This is a genomic window from Halorubrum lacusprofundi ATCC 49239 (assembly GCF_000022205.1).
In the GTDB taxonomy this organism is placed as follows: Archaea; Halobacteriota; Halobacteria; order Halobacteriales; family Haloferacaceae; genus Halorubrum; species Halorubrum lacusprofundi.
Window position 1 is genome coordinate 487,619 of the sequence record NC_012029.1, and the last position, 17,787, is coordinate 505,405.

Sequence of the window (17,787 nt, forward strand, 5' to 3'; positions counted from 1 at the left end):
ACTCGCCCGCTCATCTCGCCGGGAAGAGCCTGATTCCCGCGCGAATTCGGTGTGTTTTCGTCGGCCCGCACCGACGATATCGTATGGAGTACCAACCGGGCGTGTGCAACATCGGACCGGCCCAACAGCGACGGCGGCTCCTCCTCGGCGTCGGGTCGCTGCTGCTCGCGGTCGTCACCGTCGCCGTGATCCTCGCGATGGGGTGGCCGCGCTGGACGCTAATCGCCTCGCTGTTCCCGCTGTACGGCGCCGCGATGGGCTACTTCCAGTACCGCGAGCGGTTCTGCGTCGGCTTCGCGGGGATCGGCGTCTTCGACGTCGGTGACGGGACCAACCGGGTGCAAGATGAGGCGGCGCTCGAAGCGGACCGCCGACGCGCGGTGCGGCTGAACACGAAATCGCTGGCCGTCGGGGCGGTCGGATCGTTGGTGATCTACGGCGTGTCACTTGTGGTTTTATAAGTTGTTAGCGGGCGTGTCGTGAGTTCCGCTACGTACTCGATCGATCGTTTATACGTGGTTGCTGGCAGATCGACGGTGACCACCTCCAAAGCCCCAGTCGCCGAGGACGGCGCACGCTCGCTGTGCTCCTCACTCGGTCGCTACCGCTCCCTCGTTGCGGTGTCGCCGGCGGCAAAGCCGCCGGCTGCCCGTGGCGCGTAGCGCCACGCTGCTTACGTCACCTGCGCCGTCCTCGGCGACTGCCCCTTTGAGTCCCACCCGCCCGCCAACCGCACAGCACCTCACTCCTCCCCAGCCTCGCCGCTCGCGCCCGAGGGGCGCTCGCGGCGTCCCTCGCACGCGCTCCTCGCGACCTGTCGGCCGCTCGGAGGCGCGCGCCACCGCACAGCACCGCAAGGCGTGTCGCCGTCGATGTCGTGTCGAACCACACGAACGTGCACATAGAAAAGCATTAGAACCGGCTCGATAACCACGTAAGTGAATGAGTCTGTCCGAGCCGGACCACGAGCTCGTCGTCGCGGAGCTCGGCCGGGAACCGACGGCGGCCGAGGTCGCGCTGTTCGAGAACCTCTGGAGCGAGCACTGCGCGTACCGCTCCTCGCGGCCTCTGCTGTCGGCGTTCGAGAGCGAGGGCGACCAAGTCGTCGTCGGCCCCGGCGACGACGCGGCGGTCCTCGCGCTGCCCGAGCCGGACGCCGCGGACACGCCCGCGGCGGAGCGCGACGCCGACGATTACGGCGATCAGTACGTCACCTTCGGCGTCGAGAGCCACAACCACCCCTCCTTCGTCGACCCGGTCGACGGCGCGGCCACCGGGGTCGGCGGCATCGTCCGCGACACGATGTCGATGGGCGCGTACCCGATCGCCCTACTCGACTCGCTGTACTTCGGCGGCTTCGACCGCGAGCGCTCGCGGTACCTCTTCGAGGGCGTCGTGGAGGGCATCTCCCACTACGGCAACTGCATCGGGGTGCCCACCGTCGGCGGCAGCGTCGCCTTCCACGACGGGTACGAGGGGAACCCCCTCGTCAACGTCGCCTGCGTCGGTCTCACGAACGAAGACCGGCTCGTGACCGCGACCGCACAGGAGCCCGGCAACACCCTGATGCTCGTCGGCAACGGCACCGGTCGCGACGGGCTCGGCGGCGCCTCCTTCGCCTCTGAGGACCTCGCCGAGGACGCCGAGACCGAGGACCGCCCCGCGGTGCAGGTGGGCGACCCCTACGCCGAAAAGCGGCTGATCGAGTGCAACGAGGCGCTGGTCGACGAGGACCTGGTCCTGTCGGCCCGCGACCTCGGCGCGGCGGGCCTCGGCGGCGCCTCCTCCGAACTCGTCGCGAAGGGCGGGCTCGGCGCCCGACTCGACCTCGACAGCGTCCACCAGCGCGAGCCGAACATGAACGCGATGGAGATCCTGCTCGCCGAGAGCCAAGAGCGGATGTGCTACGAGGTCGCGCCGGAGGACGTGGCGCGCGTCGAGGCGCTCGCCGAGCGGTTCGACCTCGGCTGCTCCGTCATCGGCGAGGTGACCGACGGGAACTACGTCTGCGAGTTCGCGGGCGCCGGGAAGGGCGAGGACGATGCGGACGACTCCGACGCGGAGTCCGAGGTCGTCGTCGACGTGGACGCCGAGTACCTCGCCGACGGCGCCCCGATGAACGACCTCGCGAGCGAGTCCCCGACCCAGCCTGACCGAGACCTCCCGGACCCCGAACCGTCCCTCGACGAGGCGGTCGAATCGGTCGTCTCGGCCCCCTCGACCGCGAGCAAGCGCTGGGTGTACCGCCAGTACGACCACGAGGTCGGTGTTCGAACCGCGATGAAACCCGGCGACGACGCCGCAATCATGGCGATCCGAGAAACAGCGTCGACCGACGCGGCCGACCTCGCCCCGGCCGATCAGGGCGTCGGTCTCGCGCTCTCGTCGGGCGCGAACCCGAACTGGACTGAGACCGACCCCTACGAGGGCGCCCGCGCCGTCGCCCTCGAAAACGCGACCAACCTCGCCGCAAAGGGCGCGGTCCCGCTGGCCGCAGTCGACTGCCTCAACGGCGGCAACCCGGAGAAGCCCGAGGTGTACGGCGGCTTCAAAGGGATCGTCGACGGGCTCGCCGACGCCTGCGCCGACCTCGACGCCCCGGTGGTCGGGGGCAACGTCTCGCTGTACAACGACAGCGTCGAGGGGCCGATCCCGCCGACGCCGACCCTCGCGCTGATCGGCACCAGAAAGGGGTACAACGCGCCGCCTGCCGCCCTCGACGCCGACAGCGCGGGCGACTCAGAACTCCTACTGATCGGCGCCGGCGGCGCCGACGGCGGCGCGCTCGGCGGCTCCGAGTACCTCGCGCAGGCCGGGGGAACAGACCGGTTCCCGACGCTGCCGGACACGGAGACCAAGAGTCTTGCCGACCGCGTCGCGTCGCTCGCAGCGGTCGCCCGCCACGAATCGACGTTCGCGACCCACGACGTGAGCGACGGCGGGCTCGCCGTCGCGCTCGCGGAACTCGTGACTGACGCGGCGGGCGCCGACGTGACCCTCCCCGACCGCGTGGCCGTCTTCGAGGAGACGCCCGGCCGCCTCGTCGTCCAGACGACTGACCCCGAGGCAGTCGCCGAACTCGCCGGCGAGCTACCCGTTCTCCGGCTCGGTGAGGTGACGACCGACGGGGCGCTCTCGCTCTCAGTCGGCGACGACGAGACCGCGTTCGACGCCGACACGATCCGGGAGCTCCGGGGCGTCATCGACCGCGAACTCGCCTGAATCGGTTTCGTCGACCAACAACCAGCCGAGCCGCTCATCGCTCCTCACGTTATCGCCGAGGGGGAGCGAGCGATACGCTTTTAGGTTTTCCTAAAATACATAGTCTCAGTTACGGGACGCCGGCCGGTCCGGCGCTCGACACATCGATGGCTCACACGCAATCAGTCAAACCGACACAGTCGGCTGGGGACGCAAGCGAGTCGCCCGCAGAAGCGAACGAATCGCACGCCGGCGCGACCGAGTCGGCCACCGACGCGTCGCCGGATCCGGTGTTGTCGCTGTCGGGGGTGACGAAGGAATTCGGCCCGGAGACCGCCGTCGACGGCGTGTCACTCGACGTCAATCCGGGAGAGTTGCTCACCTTCCTCGGGCCGTCCGGCTGCGGGAAGACGACGACGCTCCGGACCATTGCCGGGTTAGAGGAACCGACCGAGGGACAGATTACGCTCGGCGACGAGACCGTCTCCGGCGACGGTGCGTTCGTCCCCCCCGAACAGCGCGATGTCGGGATCGTCTTCCAGAACTTCGCGCTGTTTCCCCACCTCACCGTCCGGGAGAACATCGCGTTCGGGCTCGGCGACGGCGCGGACGCGACCGCAGACCGCGTCGACGAGATGCTCGACCTCGTCGATCTGCCCGAACACGGCGAGAAGACGCCGGACCAGCTCTCCGGTGGGCAGAAACAACGCGTCGCACTCGCGCGGTCGCTCGCGCCGGAGCCCGACGTGCTCCTCCTCGACGAGCCGTTCTCGAACCTCGACGTGCGGCTCCGCGTCGAGATGCGCGAGGAAGTCCGCCAGATCCTGAAAGCGGCCGGCGTCACCGCGGTTTCCGTCACCCACGACCAGGAGGAGGCGCTCTCCATCTCTGACCGCGTCGCCGTGATGAACGAGGGACAGATCGAGCAGGTCGGCCGCCCCGAATCGGTGTTCGAGCGCCCCGAGTCGAAGTTCGTCGCCTCCTTCCTCGGGCGGGCGTCGTTCCTCGAAGGGCACCTCCGCGACGGGAAAGTCGAGACCGGAATCGGCCGGTTCGACGCCGTCACGCTGGAGGGCTACGACACCGTCTACGACGGGACGCCAGTCGACGTGCTCGTGCGCCCCGACGACCTACGGGCGAGCCCCGCGAGCGCCGAGCTGGCCGACGGGACCATCGTCTCCCGGCAGTACGTCGGTCCCTCGTTCATCTACCGGGTCGAACTCGAGTCCGGGGACGTCGTCCACTGCCTCCACAACCACGTCGAGGAGTTCGACCTCGACGAATCGGTGGGCTTGGAGCTCACCGCCGATCACCCGCTGGCCTGGTACCCGCGGTAGGCGAGTCGCTGTCGGCTGTTCTCGATGACTATTAAACCGCGAGCGACGCCGTCGCTCAGAACGTGAACAGGAACGGAATGACGTACGCGACGAGCAGACCGACGAGGAGCACGGCCGCGCCGATGCCGACCTCGCGGCTGCCGAACCTTTGCATGGGAGAGGTCACGCGTTTGTCCGGATCGGGCTCGTGGGAGTGGTCGTCCATGTGTGGGGATCGGTACGGGAGACACATAAGGGCATCTGAACGGCTCGAGGACGACTTGACGCGATCGGGACCAGAGTAAAATCTCAGGATAAACGAGACCGACGTAGCTGGATCTTAGTCGTCCTCACTGGCCCCATCGCCATCGGCGTCACCGTTGTCCTCCCGAGTATATACGACCCCGCCGATCGTCAGCCGGGTAATTCCGCCACCGGCCCTGCCCGGTTGGAGAACGTCCGATCCATCGGTGGAAGTGATGGAGATACTTTCTGTGTTACCGTTGAGGTACACCGGAAGGTCACTAAACTCCCCGTAGATGTGAACTGCTCCGCCTCCGCTGTCGTTGCTTTCGCTCCCCACTCCGTTGTTCTCTTTAAAATCGACACGTATCGGTGAGACCGTAAACCTCCGAGTCTGTTCCACCGTCGTCCCGCCTGCGTTACCGTAAAAGCCGAGTGTGATCGTAGCGGTGCCAGTATTATTCTTATCGAGATCGATATCACCGAAATCAACGCCGATCGACGCCGAGTGGCCGGGATCCAACCCGCCGTCTCCGTCCGGGATCTCGTCGCGCAGGTCTTCTCCCTTCTCGATCGGGTCTTCGACATCGATCTCGATCCCTTCGAAATCACCCTCCGCTCCATTGAGGGTCACGCCGAGTGCGAGTGGTGCGGTGAACTGGTTCGTCACCGTGAGAAAGCCGTTTCGGCCGTTTCCTTCTTCACCTGGACTAGCGTCCTTGTCGACCGGGACTACAGTTCTGTTCTGCTGTAACCCCAGATACGCGTTCTCGTCCTCGACGACGTTCACCGCCACGCCGCGCTTCGCCTCGACGCTACTGAACGCGCCGGTGCCGATGCTCATCGCACCGGAGCTCGCCCCGCCGAGCAACAGGATGAGGTGTCGTCGTTTCATTTGCGATGGCGTCTCACAGTTCGTTCACCCTCCACAACGCGCTCTGACCCTATGGTTATACGGCGCCGGAACTCCCGTATGCGCCGCCTGAAACCCCGCTCCCTACGTCAGTTCCGGCGGTTCATCGGGTTCGCCGACCTTCATCTCCGCGGTGTAGTACTTGTGCGTGATCGCGGAGAACGCGAACGCGGACGACGATCGCGACCGTCCACGCGAACTCGGGCAACAGGACGAACGGCCACGCGCCGAGCCACACCGCGCCGACGAGCGCGACGGCGACGCCCGAGAGGCCGAGGTAGTAGTCGCTCCACGGGATCTCCTTCCCCTCGACCACGTCCATGTACACGTCCACGTCGGTCATCGCGGGCATGGGCTCGACGATACCGCGGTTCTTGTTGAAGTCGACGACGCCCGCCTTGTCCATCTTCGGCAGGTGCGACTGCTGGAGCGCGGTGTACACGCGCTTGCGCTCGGTGCCGGTGATCTCCGCCGTCTCGATCCCGTTTTCCCAGGCGGCGATCTGCTCGGCCATGTCGCCGATCGCGATCGAGTCGTCCGCCTCGCGCTTCAACAGATGGACCGCGAACCGCCGGCGCTGATTGGACAACACGTCGAACAGCTCGTCCTCGGACACCTCCGTCGTCGGTTCGGTACCCCCCTCCACAATCTGCTGTACCGACGCCATTTCTGTCAGACACATATGAACACGCCAACATAAATCCCGCGGTTATGATAATCTGCTAAACTGTCTCGCCGTTCAAACAACGGCTTGCACAAGAGCGCTATTCTCCCTCAAAAACCGCCCTAAAACCGCAGAAACACGCGTTTGGGTGGGTCGGAGACGCCGAGATACGAATCGGCGTCTGTCAGATCTATTAGATCGAACAACATTGAGATCGCAACGATTGCCGGTTCAGGACGGGCCTGAACACGTTTCGAGCGGATTGCAGGTCGAGCCTGAAGCGATCGGATCGGGGTTCAGGGTCGGGCGGAACCCTCCGACCGGATCTTCAGTCCCGCCCGGAAGTGTTTCTGCAAATTCATAACGATATGGGATAGGCCCCATGGGTGAAGTAGAGCGACCCCGGGTGACGCGGGATGTCGCGTCGTCGACGGCCCGCGGGTCGTGTGCGGACAACGAGGTTACACAACTATGGCAAACCGACGCAAGTTCATCGCCGGACTGGGCGCATTGGCTACGGGTAGTGCGGCTGCAGTGGGTACGGGCGCGTTCACTAGTGTGAGCGCTGAGCGTTCAGTCACCATCGACACTGCGGACGACGCCTACGCGTTCCTCAGGCTGAACGAGCGCGGCGGCGGTGAACGCTCCGAGATTGACGGCGGCACTTTGGTGTTCAATATTCCCGGTGACGATGAGTCCGGGTATCCGAGTGAAAATCCGACGGACCCAGAAGGCCTCGGGACGGACTCAGTCTACCGCTTCGGTGAGGATGCTGCCCACGACGAAGCTGGCTTGTTCGCCATCCGGAACCAAGGCACCCAACCAGTAAATGTGTACAGTACCCAAGAGACGACCGAAGGTGTGCCGTCGGTCACAATGTACAACGTCGATACCGGAAATCTGCTCACCGAGAGCAGTCCGTCGTCACAACTCGGTGTCGGATCTGCTCCACTCGTCTGCGGTCTAGAAATCGACACGCACGGTGTCCCCATTCGAGACGAAGAGTACGATGTCGATCTCACCATCAACGCAGTTGCTACCGGAGACGACTGACGGGCTAGGTTAGCGCGCGGTGTCGTCGATTATGTCGGCGGCCCGCGTTGCTCACTCGGCGGTCAGTTCCGAGTAATTACTACTGCACCAGATACGCCAGTACCTCCCGCGTGTTCAGCCGCGCTTCCGCCTCGGTCTTTTCCTCTCTCCACACCTCCGCACCAGCCATCTCGGCGGCGTGCAAAGCGAAGTGCTCGATCACCGCTTCACCGCCCTCCAACACCGCCTGCTTCCGCCGCACTGCTCCGACCCACTCCATCAGCGTGCGCTTGTACCCCTGCAATATCTCGGCGTCGTACTCCCCCAGCCCGAAGTGCGCGAACTCCAGGATCTCCGGCTCCGGATTGGCGATCGTCGACGCGTCCCGCCGGACCTGATCAAGCTCGGACTGCGGCAGCGGGCTGGTCTCACTACTGTCACTGCTCGCCGACGGCGTCCTTGATACCGGCGATGAGTCGATCGGCCATTTTTCATTTTGGTTCGTTTACGGAGAATCAAGGAGAAAGCCTCGCGCTTCAGCGCGGGGATGAATCCGACATTGCAAGGATTTAATTAGCCGCTTGTTGTCTTAACGATAAACCGAGGCGGCCTGCCCGCCCAATCAATCGGACAATATCGGGATTCGACGGTTCCAAGCAGAAGGCACCCCTTCTGTGTCGGAATCGGGTGCAGTCAACAAAAGTATCTCCGAATCCCATGCCGGGATAGGAGTAACGGCTGATTGGCACAGCCAGTAGCCGCCCAATGTGGTCGCTACAAACCGCAACCATCCCAACCCAGCGGTGCGGTGCCGTGGGAATCCTCGCGCTTCAGCGCGGGGAGGATGTCAACCGACGACGATCTCGACGTTTGTCTGGCTGATATCCCGTTACAGGCAACCCCTTCAGTCGTTTCAGGCACCACGTAATCATGGCCTTTGAGCTATAACAGTCTGTAGACACAGACCCATGCCCACCGCCCGTCGCACCCTGATCTTCGCCCTGCTGCTCGTAGCCGCGGGCTCACTCATCTTCACCACAGGCGCGGCGGTGGTCGACGGCCCGGCCGACACCTTCGCGGACGACGACCTCGCGGTCCAGCCGGCCGACGGTCCGAACGGGAACTACGCCTATTTAAATGACGACGACGAGATCGTGGTCGACATCTCCGCGTCGAACCCGAACCTCGGGCCCGACTTCGAGGGCGTCAACCCCGACGCGCTCGCGGCGGCGGACGGCGTCTTCGAGATCACCTACACCGCCGACGAGTATGCGCGCGTCTGGATCGACCACCCCGGCGAGAACGTCACGTTCACCGCCGACGGCAAGTCGTTCGAGGGGCGGGACAACAACGTCACGCTCGCGCCGAACGAGTCGGTCGCGGTCGGGCTCTCGCTCGACGCGCGCGGCGAAGTCGCCGGGACACAGTTGGGCGCCGACGAGTTCTCGATCCGCGGGGAGGTCGCGGAGCCCGAGTCGGTTCCATCTTCATCGGATTTCTCGACCGGAGACGGCGGTCCGACAATAACGGTCACGTCCCCGAGCGACGACCGCCGCGAGTTCGTCGCGAGCGACATCGACCACGACGACACGGTCCGGTTCGAGGCCGACGGCATGCACCTCGACGGCGAGAACGTCACCCTCGACCGGCTCGACTTAGCGGGCGTCCGAAACGAGCACATCGAGGTGAACGCGGCCGGGAGTCCGGAGCCCTTCGCGAACGGAAGCGCGCTGGACGCACCGACGACCCCGCGGCCGATCGCGTACCTCGGCGTCGAGCACGACTTCGACCCCGACGAGGTCGACGCGATGACGATCCGGTTCAGCGCCTCACGGGAGACGCTCGACGACGCCGGGATCGACCCGAAGAACGTGACGCTCTACCGGCAGACCGACGCCGGCAACTGGGCCGAAAAGGGTGCCAGCGTCGCCGACGAGGACGTGGTCCGTATTCGGGGGCTCTCCGAGGACCGCGTGCACTTCCGCGCGACGACCGACGGGTTCTCGACGTTCGCGGTCGCGGAGCGCGTCCCCCGCTTCGACGTGACCGAGACGGCTCTCGACACCCCGGCAATCGAGCCGGGAGAGGAGGCGACCGTCCGGGCGACCGTGGAGAACGGCGGGGGCGCGGCGGGCGAGCGAACGGTGACGCTGACGGCCGACGGCGACCCGGTCGCGAACGAGACGGTCTCGCTGGCGCCGAACGAGACGGCGACCGTCGCGCTCTCGGGCGTGTTCGAGACCGCTGGCGAGTACGATCTCGCGGTTGCCGGGACGGACGCCGGAACCCTGCTCGTTGGTGACCCGGCGGGCGACGACGGGTCGGCGGACAACGCGGGCACGAGGGCCGGAACGGGATCGGGAACCGACGAAGGTGCGCAAACCGGTGACGGAGCGGCAGAGGGGCCCGTCGGTGGACCGACCGAGGAGCCGGGCGCCATCGACCTCGTCGAGCTGGGAGGGCTGCTCGCTTTCGTCGTTCTCGTCGTCGCCGGAATCGCGCTCGTTCGCCGGATGCCTCGATCGTGACGGCGACCGCGCCGACAGCTCTTAACCGCTGGTCCGAGACGGTCGGGGCGTGACGGCCTCTCCGAACGCACGGAGCGACGGGACCACGGCGAAACGGGACGCCGACGGCTCCGGCTTTCGCCGCGAGTTGGTCGCGGGGGTCCGACTCGTCGACCTGCTCGCGCTCGCGGCGGTGCCCGTGGTTCTCGGCGCCGTTTTCGCGCTGCCAGAATCAACCCGGCGGTCGCTCGCGTTCGCGTACACCGATCCGACGGTGCGGACCGCCTTCACCGCCCACTACGTCCACCTCGATGTCGATCACCTCGCCGGCAACGTAGCGGGGTACGTCGTCCTCGCCGGTGTCGGGTACGCGCTCGCGGTGTTGGCGGGGTGTCGGCGGTTCTTCATGGTCGCGCTCGCGACGTTCCTCGCCGCCTTTCCCGTCGTGTTGTCGGCACTGAACCTCGCCGTCCCGCGGAACGCGATCAGCTTTGGATTCTCCGGGATCAACATGGCGTTCGCCGGCCTGCTCCCGCTTCTACTGGGAGTCTACGCCCGCGAACGGTTCTTTCCGGAGGCGTCGATACGCGCGCTCCCCGCGGTCTTCTTCCCGCTCGTCGGCTGGATGGCGTTTCTGGCGCTGCCGGTCTCGCCCGGGAGTCTCGACGAACCCGGACTCGCTGGACTCGCGACCGCGGTTGCGGGGATCCTGCTCGGTCTGCTGTACGCGTCGAGCACCGGGGTCCGGATCCGACGGGCGCTCCGAGACGGGGTTCGGGCGGCGATCTCGAACCCCGGCTACGGCGACCTGTTCGCCATCGGCGTCGCTCTGGTCGTCGGCTACCCGGTTGTCGGGTTCCCCGGCGATCCGACGGGACCCGACAGCGTAGTAAATCTGTACGTTCACCTGCTTGGGTTCTGTCTCGCGTTCATCGGGCCCTTCATCCTGCTCGCGGCCGGGACGTTCGAGGAGTGAACTGCCCTTCGGTGCCCCTCGCCGCACCCCGCCCTACGGCATCCCATCGTAGCCCACCGCGCTGCCCCGAACCACGAGTTTATAACGCATCGATGACATTCTCGGATTGACGACTGATCGACGACCGACGATAACCGAGCGACGACCGACTGCGCCGTCCGACCATTGAGACACAACTCATGTCCTTCAAACGCACCCTCTCGATAACGCTGCAGGTCGCGGCCGTGCTCGTCGTCGCCTCGTTGATCGTCGGACAGTACCTCGGACAACCGGTGCTTCTGAGCTACGTCGAGACCGGAAGCATGCAGCCCGTGCTCAGTCCGGGCGACGGGTTCATCGCGATCCCCGCCCCGATCGCGGGCGGAATCGGGGTCGGCGACGTCGTGACTTTCGACGCCCAAGAGATCGAGGGCGGCGGGCTGACGACTCACCGCGTCGTCGAGGAGACGGAACGCGGGTACGTCACGCGCGGCGACAACAACCCGTTCACCGATCAAGACGGCGGCGAGCCCGTCGTGCAGGAGGCCGACATCGTTGCGAAGGCGCTCACGGTCGGCGGGGGCGTGGTCGTCATCCCGCACCTCGGGACCGTCGCGATGGGGTTTCAGTCGGCGCTCGACTCCGTCCAGACGTGGCTGGCGGTCACGTTCGGCGTCCGGTCGCTACAGGGCACGCAGGGGCTCGCGTACATCTTCTTCGGGCTCTCGGCGGTCGCCTACGCGGTCGACTGGTACCTCGACAGGGGGAGCCGCGAAACGCGGGAGCGCGACCGCTCCCGCGACGACGGCACCTCGGTGTTCGCGATCGTCGGCGTGCTCGCGTTAGTGTTGATGGCGACGGCGACCGCGGCGATGGTCGTTCCGGGCGGGAGCCAGGAGTACGGCGTCGTGAGCGCCGAGTTCGAGTCCGAGAACCCGACCGTCATCGAGCGCGGGACGAGCCAACAGCTGGAGTACGTCGTCCCCAACGCCGGGCTGGTCCCGGTGTACGCGTACGTCACCCCGCAGAGCCCGGGCGTCGATGTCGACCCCCAGCGCGTCGCCGTCGGCAGTCGGGGCGAGGCGTCGACGACGGTGACGCTCACCGCACCTGACGAGACGGGGCACTACCGGCTGTTCGTCGTCGAGCACCGGTATCTCGCCGTGTTGCCGTCCGGCGTGATCGACGAGCTGTACGAAGTCCACCCGTGGGCCCCGCTGGTCGCGATCAACGGGCTGCTCGGGGGCGGCATCGTCGGGATCGGACTGCTGTTGCTCCGAGGCGAGCCCGCGCGAATACGCTCCCGGGAATCGCGCGCCAAACCGCCGCTGTACCGCCGCGTCCTCCGCGAGATCTACAGGTGACCGAATGAGCCAGACTCCCCCTAGCGAAACCCGACTCCGCCTCCGAGCGGTACTGAACGCACAGTTCACCGTGATCCTCGCAGTCTGCCTCGTCGCCGCCGCGGTCGGGGGCGGGCTCGCCTACACGACCCACGTCGATCCGGGGACCGAGACCGAATTGCGGACTGTCTCGTCGCTGACCGTCGAGTCGGAGTACGTTCACTCCGCTGAGGTGACGGAGCCGAACTCGGTGTTCGACACCGGAACGGTACTCGACGGCCGGAACACGTACTTCACGCGGGTCGCACCCGTGCTCGACGTCGACGTGGAGACGAGCTACGCGGCCGACGCCGCGAGCGACATCGATATCTCCTTCGAGTCGGTGCTCGTGACACAGAACGTCGGCAGCGACGACGGGACCGTCTACTGGGACGAGCGGGAGACGCTGACGACCGAGACGGTCTCGGGCGTCGAGCCGGGCGAGACGGCGACCGCGTCGTTCGCGCTCAACAGCTCCGAGGTCGACGCGACGGCGAGCGAGATAGAGTCGGATCTCGGCGCCTCGCCCGGCGAGACGGAGACGTTCGTCACGACGGCGGTGACCGTCGAGGGCACGATCAACGGCGAGTCGACCTCGTACGCGCGGACCATCGAGATGACGCTCGATCACGGCGGCGATACGTACACCGTCTCGGAGCCGGGACTCCAATCGGACACGACGGAACAGACCGAGCCGGTCACCGTCGAGCAGAGCTACGGACCTCTCCGTTCTACGGGCGGACCGGTGCTGTTCTTGGCGGGGCTTGCTGGGGCTAGCGGGCTGGCGTACGCCCGCCGCGAGGTCGATCTCGCGCTCACGCCGGCCGAGCGGGAGTACCTCTCGTACCGGGACGACCGCTCCGAGTTCGCGGAGTGGATCACCGCGATCCGACTCCCCGAGTCGGTCCACAACCGTCCCGAGGCCGAGGCGTCGAGTCTCCGAGATCTGGTCGACTTCGCGATCGACAACGACACCGGCGTCGTCGAGGACCCGGGGACCGGCGCGTACCACGCCGTGACCGACGAGTTCGTGTACACCTACGCTCCGCCGACGCTCGCGGTCGAAGGCGGTGACGGGAACGAGGAGACCGAGGGAGAAACGACGGCCGGCGTGGCCGGCGACGACGAAGCGATCGATACTGACGAGACAGCCGATGTCTCCGCCGCGACCGACGACGACGGTGCGTGGGTCGGCGCCGATGTGAACTCGGCGCAGACATCCGACGGTAGAGGTTCCGAAGCCGCCGATTCCGAGCCTTCTGACGGGGCGAACTGACTCTCGCTTTCGCGTCTTTCCTTCCTTCGCCTCTCCTCTCTTTCCCGTTCCGGCTACAGGAACCCGGGTCCCGTAACCTCGGCGTCCTCCGCCTCGCGCCACGGGTGTTCCGGCTCCCAGCCGAACAGTCGCTTTGCCTTCGAGCAGTCGAAGACGACCTCGTCGCCCTCGATGTCGCAGTCGGCCGGGAGGTCGCCATGGACCGCCTCGATCGTTGCGGCCGTGTCGCGCCCGAGGAAATTCTCCGCCGCAGTGACGAGCACCGCCTCGTGGCCCTCGATCGGTGGTTTCGAGCTGTCAGGATCGATCGCGGCCTCGACGGCGGCGATCAGATCGCGGACATCGACGTACGACCAGCAGTTCCCGCTCAGGTCCGCGGTCGCCGGGTCGAACCCCTCCCGTGCGGTGCGGGTCTTCTCCGATCCGGGATAGGTCACCCACGACGCACGCAGCGAGACGGCGGACACGCCGTACCGGCGGGCGACCCGCGCCGCGATCTCCTCGCCGACGACCTTCGAGAGCCCGTAGGGGTCCTCGGGTTCGGTCGGGGTCTCCTCGTCGATCGGGAAGGCGTCGGGGAGCCAGTCTGCTTCCGAGAAGACCGTGCCGTAGAGGCTCTCGCTCGACGCCCACGCGATCCGCGCGCCAACCGCGCCCGCGGCGTCGAGGACGTTGTAGGTGCTGACGACGTTGTTCTCGAAGACGCGCGACCCGGCGTGGCTCTCCGGGTTCGGGATCGCCGCGAGGTGGACCACGGCGTCCGGGCCGGCGGCCTCGATCAACTGTTTCGTCTCACCGTAGTCGGTCAGGTCTGCCGCCTTGAAATCGACGTTCTCGCGGGTTCCGGGCGGCGTTCGCAGGTCGACGCCGACGACCTCGTGGCCGGCGTCAGCGAAGTGATCGACGGTCCAGCTGCCGACGCCGCCGCAACTGCCCGTGACGAGGATGGTGGCCATGCGAGGGGATCGGCGAGCGCCCCACGTAGCTTCGGCGATTCGCCGGACGCGTCGCGGTCGGCTGTCGGCAGAGATCGGTGAAAAGTAACCTACTTGAGTGCGGACGGGCAACCACCGATCGCAGTCCCGTGGTGTAGTGGCCAATCATAATGGCCTTTGGAGCCATTGACGGCGGTTCGAATCCGCCCGGGACTATTTCCATTTTGGCACGATCCTCCTCTTCGAGGATGGTATCACCCGTTGCTAGCCGATGATCGCTGCGAGCCACGAGTCGTTCGTTCTCGCGCTATTCGGTTTTTTCAGTGAACTGCGGGTCCGCATCACTGCGATACATATCTGAACACTGCCACCGTGCGAGCCACAGGAGTTTTGCAGTAGGCATCGAATGGTCAGGGTGAGGCCGATCACGACGGATGCCGGCAGCGGTGTATCGGCCGAATGAGACGATCACTGATGGCCCCAGACCTGCCAATCGTTACGACTGCCGTCGCGCTGCCCTTCGTTGCCGCAGTCCTCTCGCCGCTTCTGTACCGCGTCCTCGGCGAACGAACTGGCTATGCGGGGGCCGTCGTCGCGGCGGCCAGTTTCGGACTGCTGGCGACAGAGGTCAATAGTCACGGCACGGTCGGGGCGTCATGGGTCCCCGCTCTCGACGTGGGGGTCCAGTTCACCGTCGATGGGTGGGGGCTCCTCTTCGCACTCCTCGCCAGCGGCATCGGCGTCCTCGTGTTCGTCTACTCGGCGGCGTACATGCACGGCGAGGAGGGGTTAGCACGCTACTACGCGGCACTGCTGGCGTTCATGGGTTCGATACTCGGCGTCGCGCTCGCCTCCGATCTCGTGTTCATCTTCCTGTTCTGGGAGCTGACCAGCCTCTGTTCGTTCGTGCTCATCGGCCACTATACAGACGACAGCGAGTCGCGCTACTCGGCACGGATGGCCATGGTCGTCACCGTGGGCGGTGGCCTGTGTCTGCTCGCGGGGTTGCTCATGCTCGCGGTGGCGGCGCGGGGCGCCCTCGGCGGCGTGACCTTCGATCTGACGGCGATGATCGCGAACGACGAGGCGATGCGCGCCTCCCTCCGCGAGTCGGGGCTGTTCGTGCCGGCACTGGGCCTGATCGTCGCCGCTGCGGCGGCCAAATCCGCACAGGTGCCGCTCCACTTCTGGCTGCCGAACGCCATGGTCGCCCCGACGCCCGTCTCCGCGTTCCTTCACTCCGCGACGATGGTCAAGGTGGGCGTCTACTTCCTCGGCCGCGTGCGTCCCCTCCTGATGAGTCCCGAATGGGTGTTGGTCGTCGCGACCCTGGGGCTCCTGACGATGACCGTCGGGGCGCTGCTGGCGGTGGCCGCGACCGACACCAAGGAGTTACTCGCCTACTCGACGGCGAGCCACCTCGGGCTGATGGTCGCGGGCTTCGGCTTCGATATCGTCTACGGCGGCGAGGCCGGCGCGTTCCACCTGCTCAACCACGCGCTGTTCAAGGCGCCGCTGTTCCTCGTCGCGGGGATCATCGCCCACGAGGCCGGGACCCGCAATCTCGACAACCTCGGGGGGCTCTGGCGGGAGCTCCCGGTGACAGCCGCCATCACAGTGGTCGCCGCGTTGAGTATGGCGGGTATCCCGCCGTTCAATGGGTTCTACTCCAAGGAACTGCTGTTCGAGGCGACGTACGAAGTCGCCCACGAGGCCGGCGGCATCGCCTGGTTGTATCCCACCGTGGCGACCCTCGCGAGCGTGTTGACCGTCGTCTACTCGGTGAAGTTCCTCGCGCTGTTCTTCGGCGAGCGGCGAGCCCCGACCGCGGATATCCACCGACCGCCGATCGGGCTGGTTGGGCCCCCCGCCGTGCTGGCCATCGCGGCCGTCGTCGTCAGCGTCGCGCCGCAGTTGGCAGTCGACGCCATCGTTCAGGGGGCCGTCGACGCCACCGCCACCGGCGAGGCGCAACTTGAGGTCGGACTGCCGACCCACTTCTCGCCCCCGGTCGCGATGTCCGCCGTCGCCGTCCTCGGCGGGTTCTCCGCGTACCCGCTTCGGGGGCGTCTCGCGGCGGGTATCCGACGCGGCGTCGACGCGCCGATCCCCGTTCGGCCCAGCGGGTGGTACGACTGGATCGTCTCGACCGCGGAGGTGACGAGCGCTCGGTTCGGCTCGATGGTCCATAACGGCCTCCTCCGGACGTACGTGGGATGGGTGGCGGCGGCCGGGAGCCTGCTTGCGCTCGCCGGCTTCGCCGCAGCGGGAGGGCCTCTCGAGATCGGTGGGATCGGCGTGCCGCTGGCGGTCGCCGTCGTGTTGGGGGTCGCGACCCTCGCCGGGGTGGCCGTGGCGACCGCTACGTCACACGTGTCCGGCGTGCTCACGCTGTCGATCCTCGGATTCATGCTCGCCATCTTCTTCATCTTCGCGAGCGCACCGGATCTGGCGCTCACGCAGCTGGTCGTCGAGACGCTCATCCTCCTCATCTTCCTACTCGTCCTCCAGCGGTTGCCGTCGTTTTACTCGGAGATCCGACCGCTCTCGATCGCCCGTGACGCGGGCGTCTCGATTCTGGTGGGCGCGATGGCGTTCGTCGCTGTCCTCCTGACGATACCCAGTCCCGACGCCGACCCGACGAGCGTCGCCACGTACTACACGGAGCAGGCAGTTCCAGGTGGTGGCGGCACGAACGTCGTCAACGTCATCCTCGTGGATTTCCGGGCGTTCGACACACTGGGTGAGCTGTTGGTCGTCACGATCGCCGCGATCGCTATCCTCGTGCTCGTGACGATGCGGACCCGCGGTGAGGCGTCCGTGACTGAGGGCGACGAAGAACCGATTCCCGACGGGGGTGACTCGCCGTGACGACGACGATCATGCAGACGACGGCCCGGGTGACCGTTCCCATCGTGCTCGTCGTCTCGATCTCGCTGTTCTTACAGGGCCACAACCTGCCCGGCGGCGGCTTCATCGGCGGCGTTCTCACCACGGCGGCGTTCGTGCTCATATACGTCGCCTACGACCTCGACTACCTGGAGTCGGGGGTGCTCGGCCGGGAGGTTGAGCCCGGTACCAGCGTTTTCGAGCACCGCACGGTCACCGCCTACCGCCGCACGCTACTCGCGGGCCTGGTGGTCGTTCTCGGCAGTGGCTTTGCGGGGATGCTCATCGGCGACCCGTTCCTGACCCAGGGGTACGTCCACGTCGAAGGCATCCCGATTTACCACGAGGTCGAACTCGCGAGCGCGCTCGTGTTCGATCTGGGCGTGTACCTCGTCGTCGTCGGCAGCCTCCTGACTATCGTCTCGGTGGTGAGCGGCGAATGATTCGGAGCAGAGAGCCGCAGTCTATCCGATG

The 17,787-nt window shown here is 66.4% G+C and carries 14 protein-coding genes, 1 tRNA gene and 1 pseudogene; 11 read left to right on the forward strand and 5 right to left on the reverse strand.

Going from position 1 to position 17,787, the window contains the following annotated elements:
- Positions 1–83: 83 nt before the first annotated feature.
- From HLAC_RS02335 to HLAC_RS02345, 3 genes are all read left to right on the forward strand, one after another.
- A complete protein-coding gene (locus HLAC_RS02335) occupies positions 84–461 on the forward strand; it encodes a hypothetical protein (protein WP_012659707.1) in 378 nt (125 codons plus the stop codon).
- A 481-nt stretch (positions 462–942) separates the two neighbouring features.
- Positions 943–3,222: a phosphoribosylformylglycinamidine synthase subunit PurL gene (purL, locus tag HLAC_RS02340; protein ID WP_012659708.1), complete on the forward strand. Its 2,280-nt coding sequence runs from the start codon at positions 943–945 to the stop codon at positions 3,220–3,222.
- A gap of 146 nt (positions 3,223–3,368) precedes the next feature.
- A complete protein-coding gene (locus HLAC_RS02345; RefSeq protein ID WP_012659709.1) occupies positions 3,369–4,538 on the forward strand; it encodes an ABC transporter ATP-binding protein in 1,170 nt (389 codons plus the stop codon).
- A 55-nt stretch (positions 4,539–4,593) separates the two neighbouring features.
- On the opposite strand, the gene HLAC_RS19170 is transcribed toward HLAC_RS02345, so the two are convergent.
- The 3 genes and pseudogenes from HLAC_RS19170 to HLAC_RS02355 all read right to left on the reverse strand — a co-directional run bounded on the left by HLAC_RS19170 (position 4,594) and on the right by HLAC_RS02355 (position 6,340).
- Complete coding sequence (locus HLAC_RS19170; RefSeq protein ID WP_169304924.1) at positions 4,594–4,743, reverse strand: DUF7550 family protein; 150 nt, start codon at positions 4,741–4,743, stop codon at positions 4,594–4,596.
- 114 nt (positions 4,744–4,857) lie between these two features.
- Positions 4,858–5,550: a hypothetical protein gene (locus HLAC_RS02350; protein WP_169304920.1), complete on the reverse strand. Its 693-nt coding sequence runs from the start codon at positions 5,548–5,550 to the stop codon at positions 4,858–4,860.
- A 207-nt stretch (positions 5,551–5,757) separates the two neighbouring features.
- Positions 5,758–6,340 (reverse strand): annotated as a pseudogene (locus HLAC_RS02355) (DUF7344 domain-containing protein).
- A 468-nt stretch (positions 6,341–6,808) separates the two neighbouring features.
- Between HLAC_RS02355 and HLAC_RS02360 the strand changes: the two are divergent.
- Positions 6,809–7,390, forward strand: coding sequence for a hypothetical protein (locus HLAC_RS02360; RefSeq protein ID WP_012659713.1), 582 nt, complete (start codon positions 6,809–6,811; stop codon positions 7,388–7,390).
- 79 nt (positions 7,391–7,469) lie between these two features.
- Here the strand turns inward: HLAC_RS02360 and HLAC_RS02365 are convergent, their stop codons facing one another.
- Entirely contained in the window at positions 7,470–7,649 is a 180-nt protein-coding gene (locus HLAC_RS02365) for a hypothetical protein (protein ID WP_012659714.1), read from the reverse strand.
- Between the two features lie 688 nt (positions 7,650–8,337).
- Here HLAC_RS02365 and HLAC_RS02370 point away from each other — a divergent pair.
- The 4 genes from HLAC_RS02370 to HLAC_RS02385 all read left to right on the forward strand — a co-directional run bounded on the left by HLAC_RS02370 (position 8,338) and on the right by HLAC_RS02385 (position 13,489).
- Positions 8,338–9,897 (forward strand): CARDB domain-containing protein, encoded by a 1,560-nt coding sequence (locus tag HLAC_RS02370; RefSeq protein ID WP_012659715.1) that lies wholly within the window; start codon positions 8,338–8,340, stop codon positions 9,895–9,897.
- A 49-nt stretch (positions 9,898–9,946) separates the two neighbouring features.
- Entirely contained in the window at positions 9,947–10,852 is a 906-nt protein-coding gene (locus HLAC_RS02375) for a hypothetical protein (protein WP_012659716.1), read from the forward strand.
- Between the two features lie 179 nt (positions 10,853–11,031).
- On the forward strand, positions 11,032–12,195 hold the full coding sequence (locus HLAC_RS02380; RefSeq protein ID WP_012659717.1) for a signal peptidase I: 1,164 nt from the start codon (positions 11,032–11,034) through the stop codon (positions 12,193–12,195).
- Positions 12,196–12,199: 4 nt separating this feature from the next.
- A complete protein-coding gene (locus HLAC_RS02385; protein ID WP_012659718.1) occupies positions 12,200–13,489 on the forward strand; it encodes a DUF5305 domain-containing protein in 1,290 nt (429 codons plus the stop codon).
- A 53-nt stretch (positions 13,490–13,542) separates the two neighbouring features.
- Here HLAC_RS02385 and HLAC_RS02390 read toward each other — a convergent pair whose 3' ends face one another.
- The gene (locus tag HLAC_RS02390; protein WP_012659719.1) at positions 13,543–14,445 is read right to left on the reverse strand and encodes an NAD-dependent epimerase/dehydratase family protein; all 903 of its coding nucleotides are present in this window, start codon (positions 14,443–14,445) and stop codon (positions 13,543–13,545) included.
- Between the two features lie 122 nt (positions 14,446–14,567).
- Here HLAC_RS02390 and HLAC_RS02395 point away from each other — a divergent pair.
- From HLAC_RS02395 to HLAC_RS02405, 3 genes are all read left to right on the forward strand, one after another.
- A tRNA-Gln gene (locus tag HLAC_RS02395) sits at positions 14,568–14,640 on the forward strand.
- A 258-nt stretch (positions 14,641–14,898) separates the two neighbouring features.
- Positions 14,899–17,295 (forward strand): hydrogen gas-evolving membrane-bound hydrogenase subunit E, encoded by a 2,397-nt coding sequence (gene mbhE / locus HLAC_RS02400; RefSeq protein WP_012659720.1) that lies wholly within the window; start codon positions 14,899–14,901, stop codon positions 17,293–17,295.
- Positions 17,292–17,756 carry an MnhB domain-containing protein gene (locus HLAC_RS02405; RefSeq protein ID WP_049933158.1) on the forward strand — a complete coding sequence of 155 codons (465 nt, stop codon included), beginning with the start codon at positions 17,292–17,294 and terminating at the stop codon, positions 17,754–17,756. The genes mbhE and HLAC_RS02405 overlap by 4 nt, the downstream gene beginning before the upstream one ends.
- The last annotated feature ends 31 nt before the right edge of the window (positions 17,757–17,787 follow it).

Coding starts and splice junctions, on each gene's coding strand:
- HLAC_RS02365 (WP_012659714.1), bottom strand. CDS start 7,649: ATGGAGTGGGTCGGAGCAGTGCGGCGGAAGCAGGCGGTGTTGGAGGGC.
- HLAC_RS02335 (WP_012659707.1), top strand. CDS start 84: ATGGAGTACCAACCGGGCGTGTGCAACATCGGACCGGCCCAACAGCGA.
- HLAC_RS02385 (WP_012659718.1), top strand. CDS start 12,200: ATGAGCCAGACTCCCCCTAGCGAAACCCGACTCCGCCTCCGAGCGGTA.
- HLAC_RS19170 (WP_169304924.1), bottom strand. CDS start 4,743: ATGGACGACCACTCCCACGAGCCCGATCCGGACAAACGCGTGACCTCT.
- mbhE (WP_012659720.1), top strand. CDS start 14,899: ATGGCCCCAGACCTGCCAATCGTTACGACTGCCGTCGCGCTGCCCTTC.
- purL (WP_012659708.1), top strand. CDS start 943: ATGAGTCTGTCCGAGCCGGACCACGAGCTCGTCGTCGCGGAGCTCGGC.
- HLAC_RS02360 (WP_012659713.1), top strand. CDS start 6,809: ATGGCAAACCGACGCAAGTTCATCGCCGGACTGGGCGCATTGGCTACG.
- HLAC_RS02380 (WP_012659717.1), top strand. CDS start 11,032: ATGTCCTTCAAACGCACCCTCTCGATAACGCTGCAGGTCGCGGCCGTG.
- HLAC_RS02345 (WP_012659709.1), top strand. CDS start 3,369: ATGGCTCACACGCAATCAGTCAAACCGACACAGTCGGCTGGGGACGCA.
- HLAC_RS02390 (WP_012659719.1), bottom strand. CDS start 14,445: ATGGCCACCATCCTCGTCACGGGCAGTTGCGGCGGCGTCGGCAGCTGG.
- HLAC_RS02370 (WP_012659715.1), top strand. CDS start 8,338: ATGCCCACCGCCCGTCGCACCCTGATCTTCGCCCTGCTGCTCGTAGCC.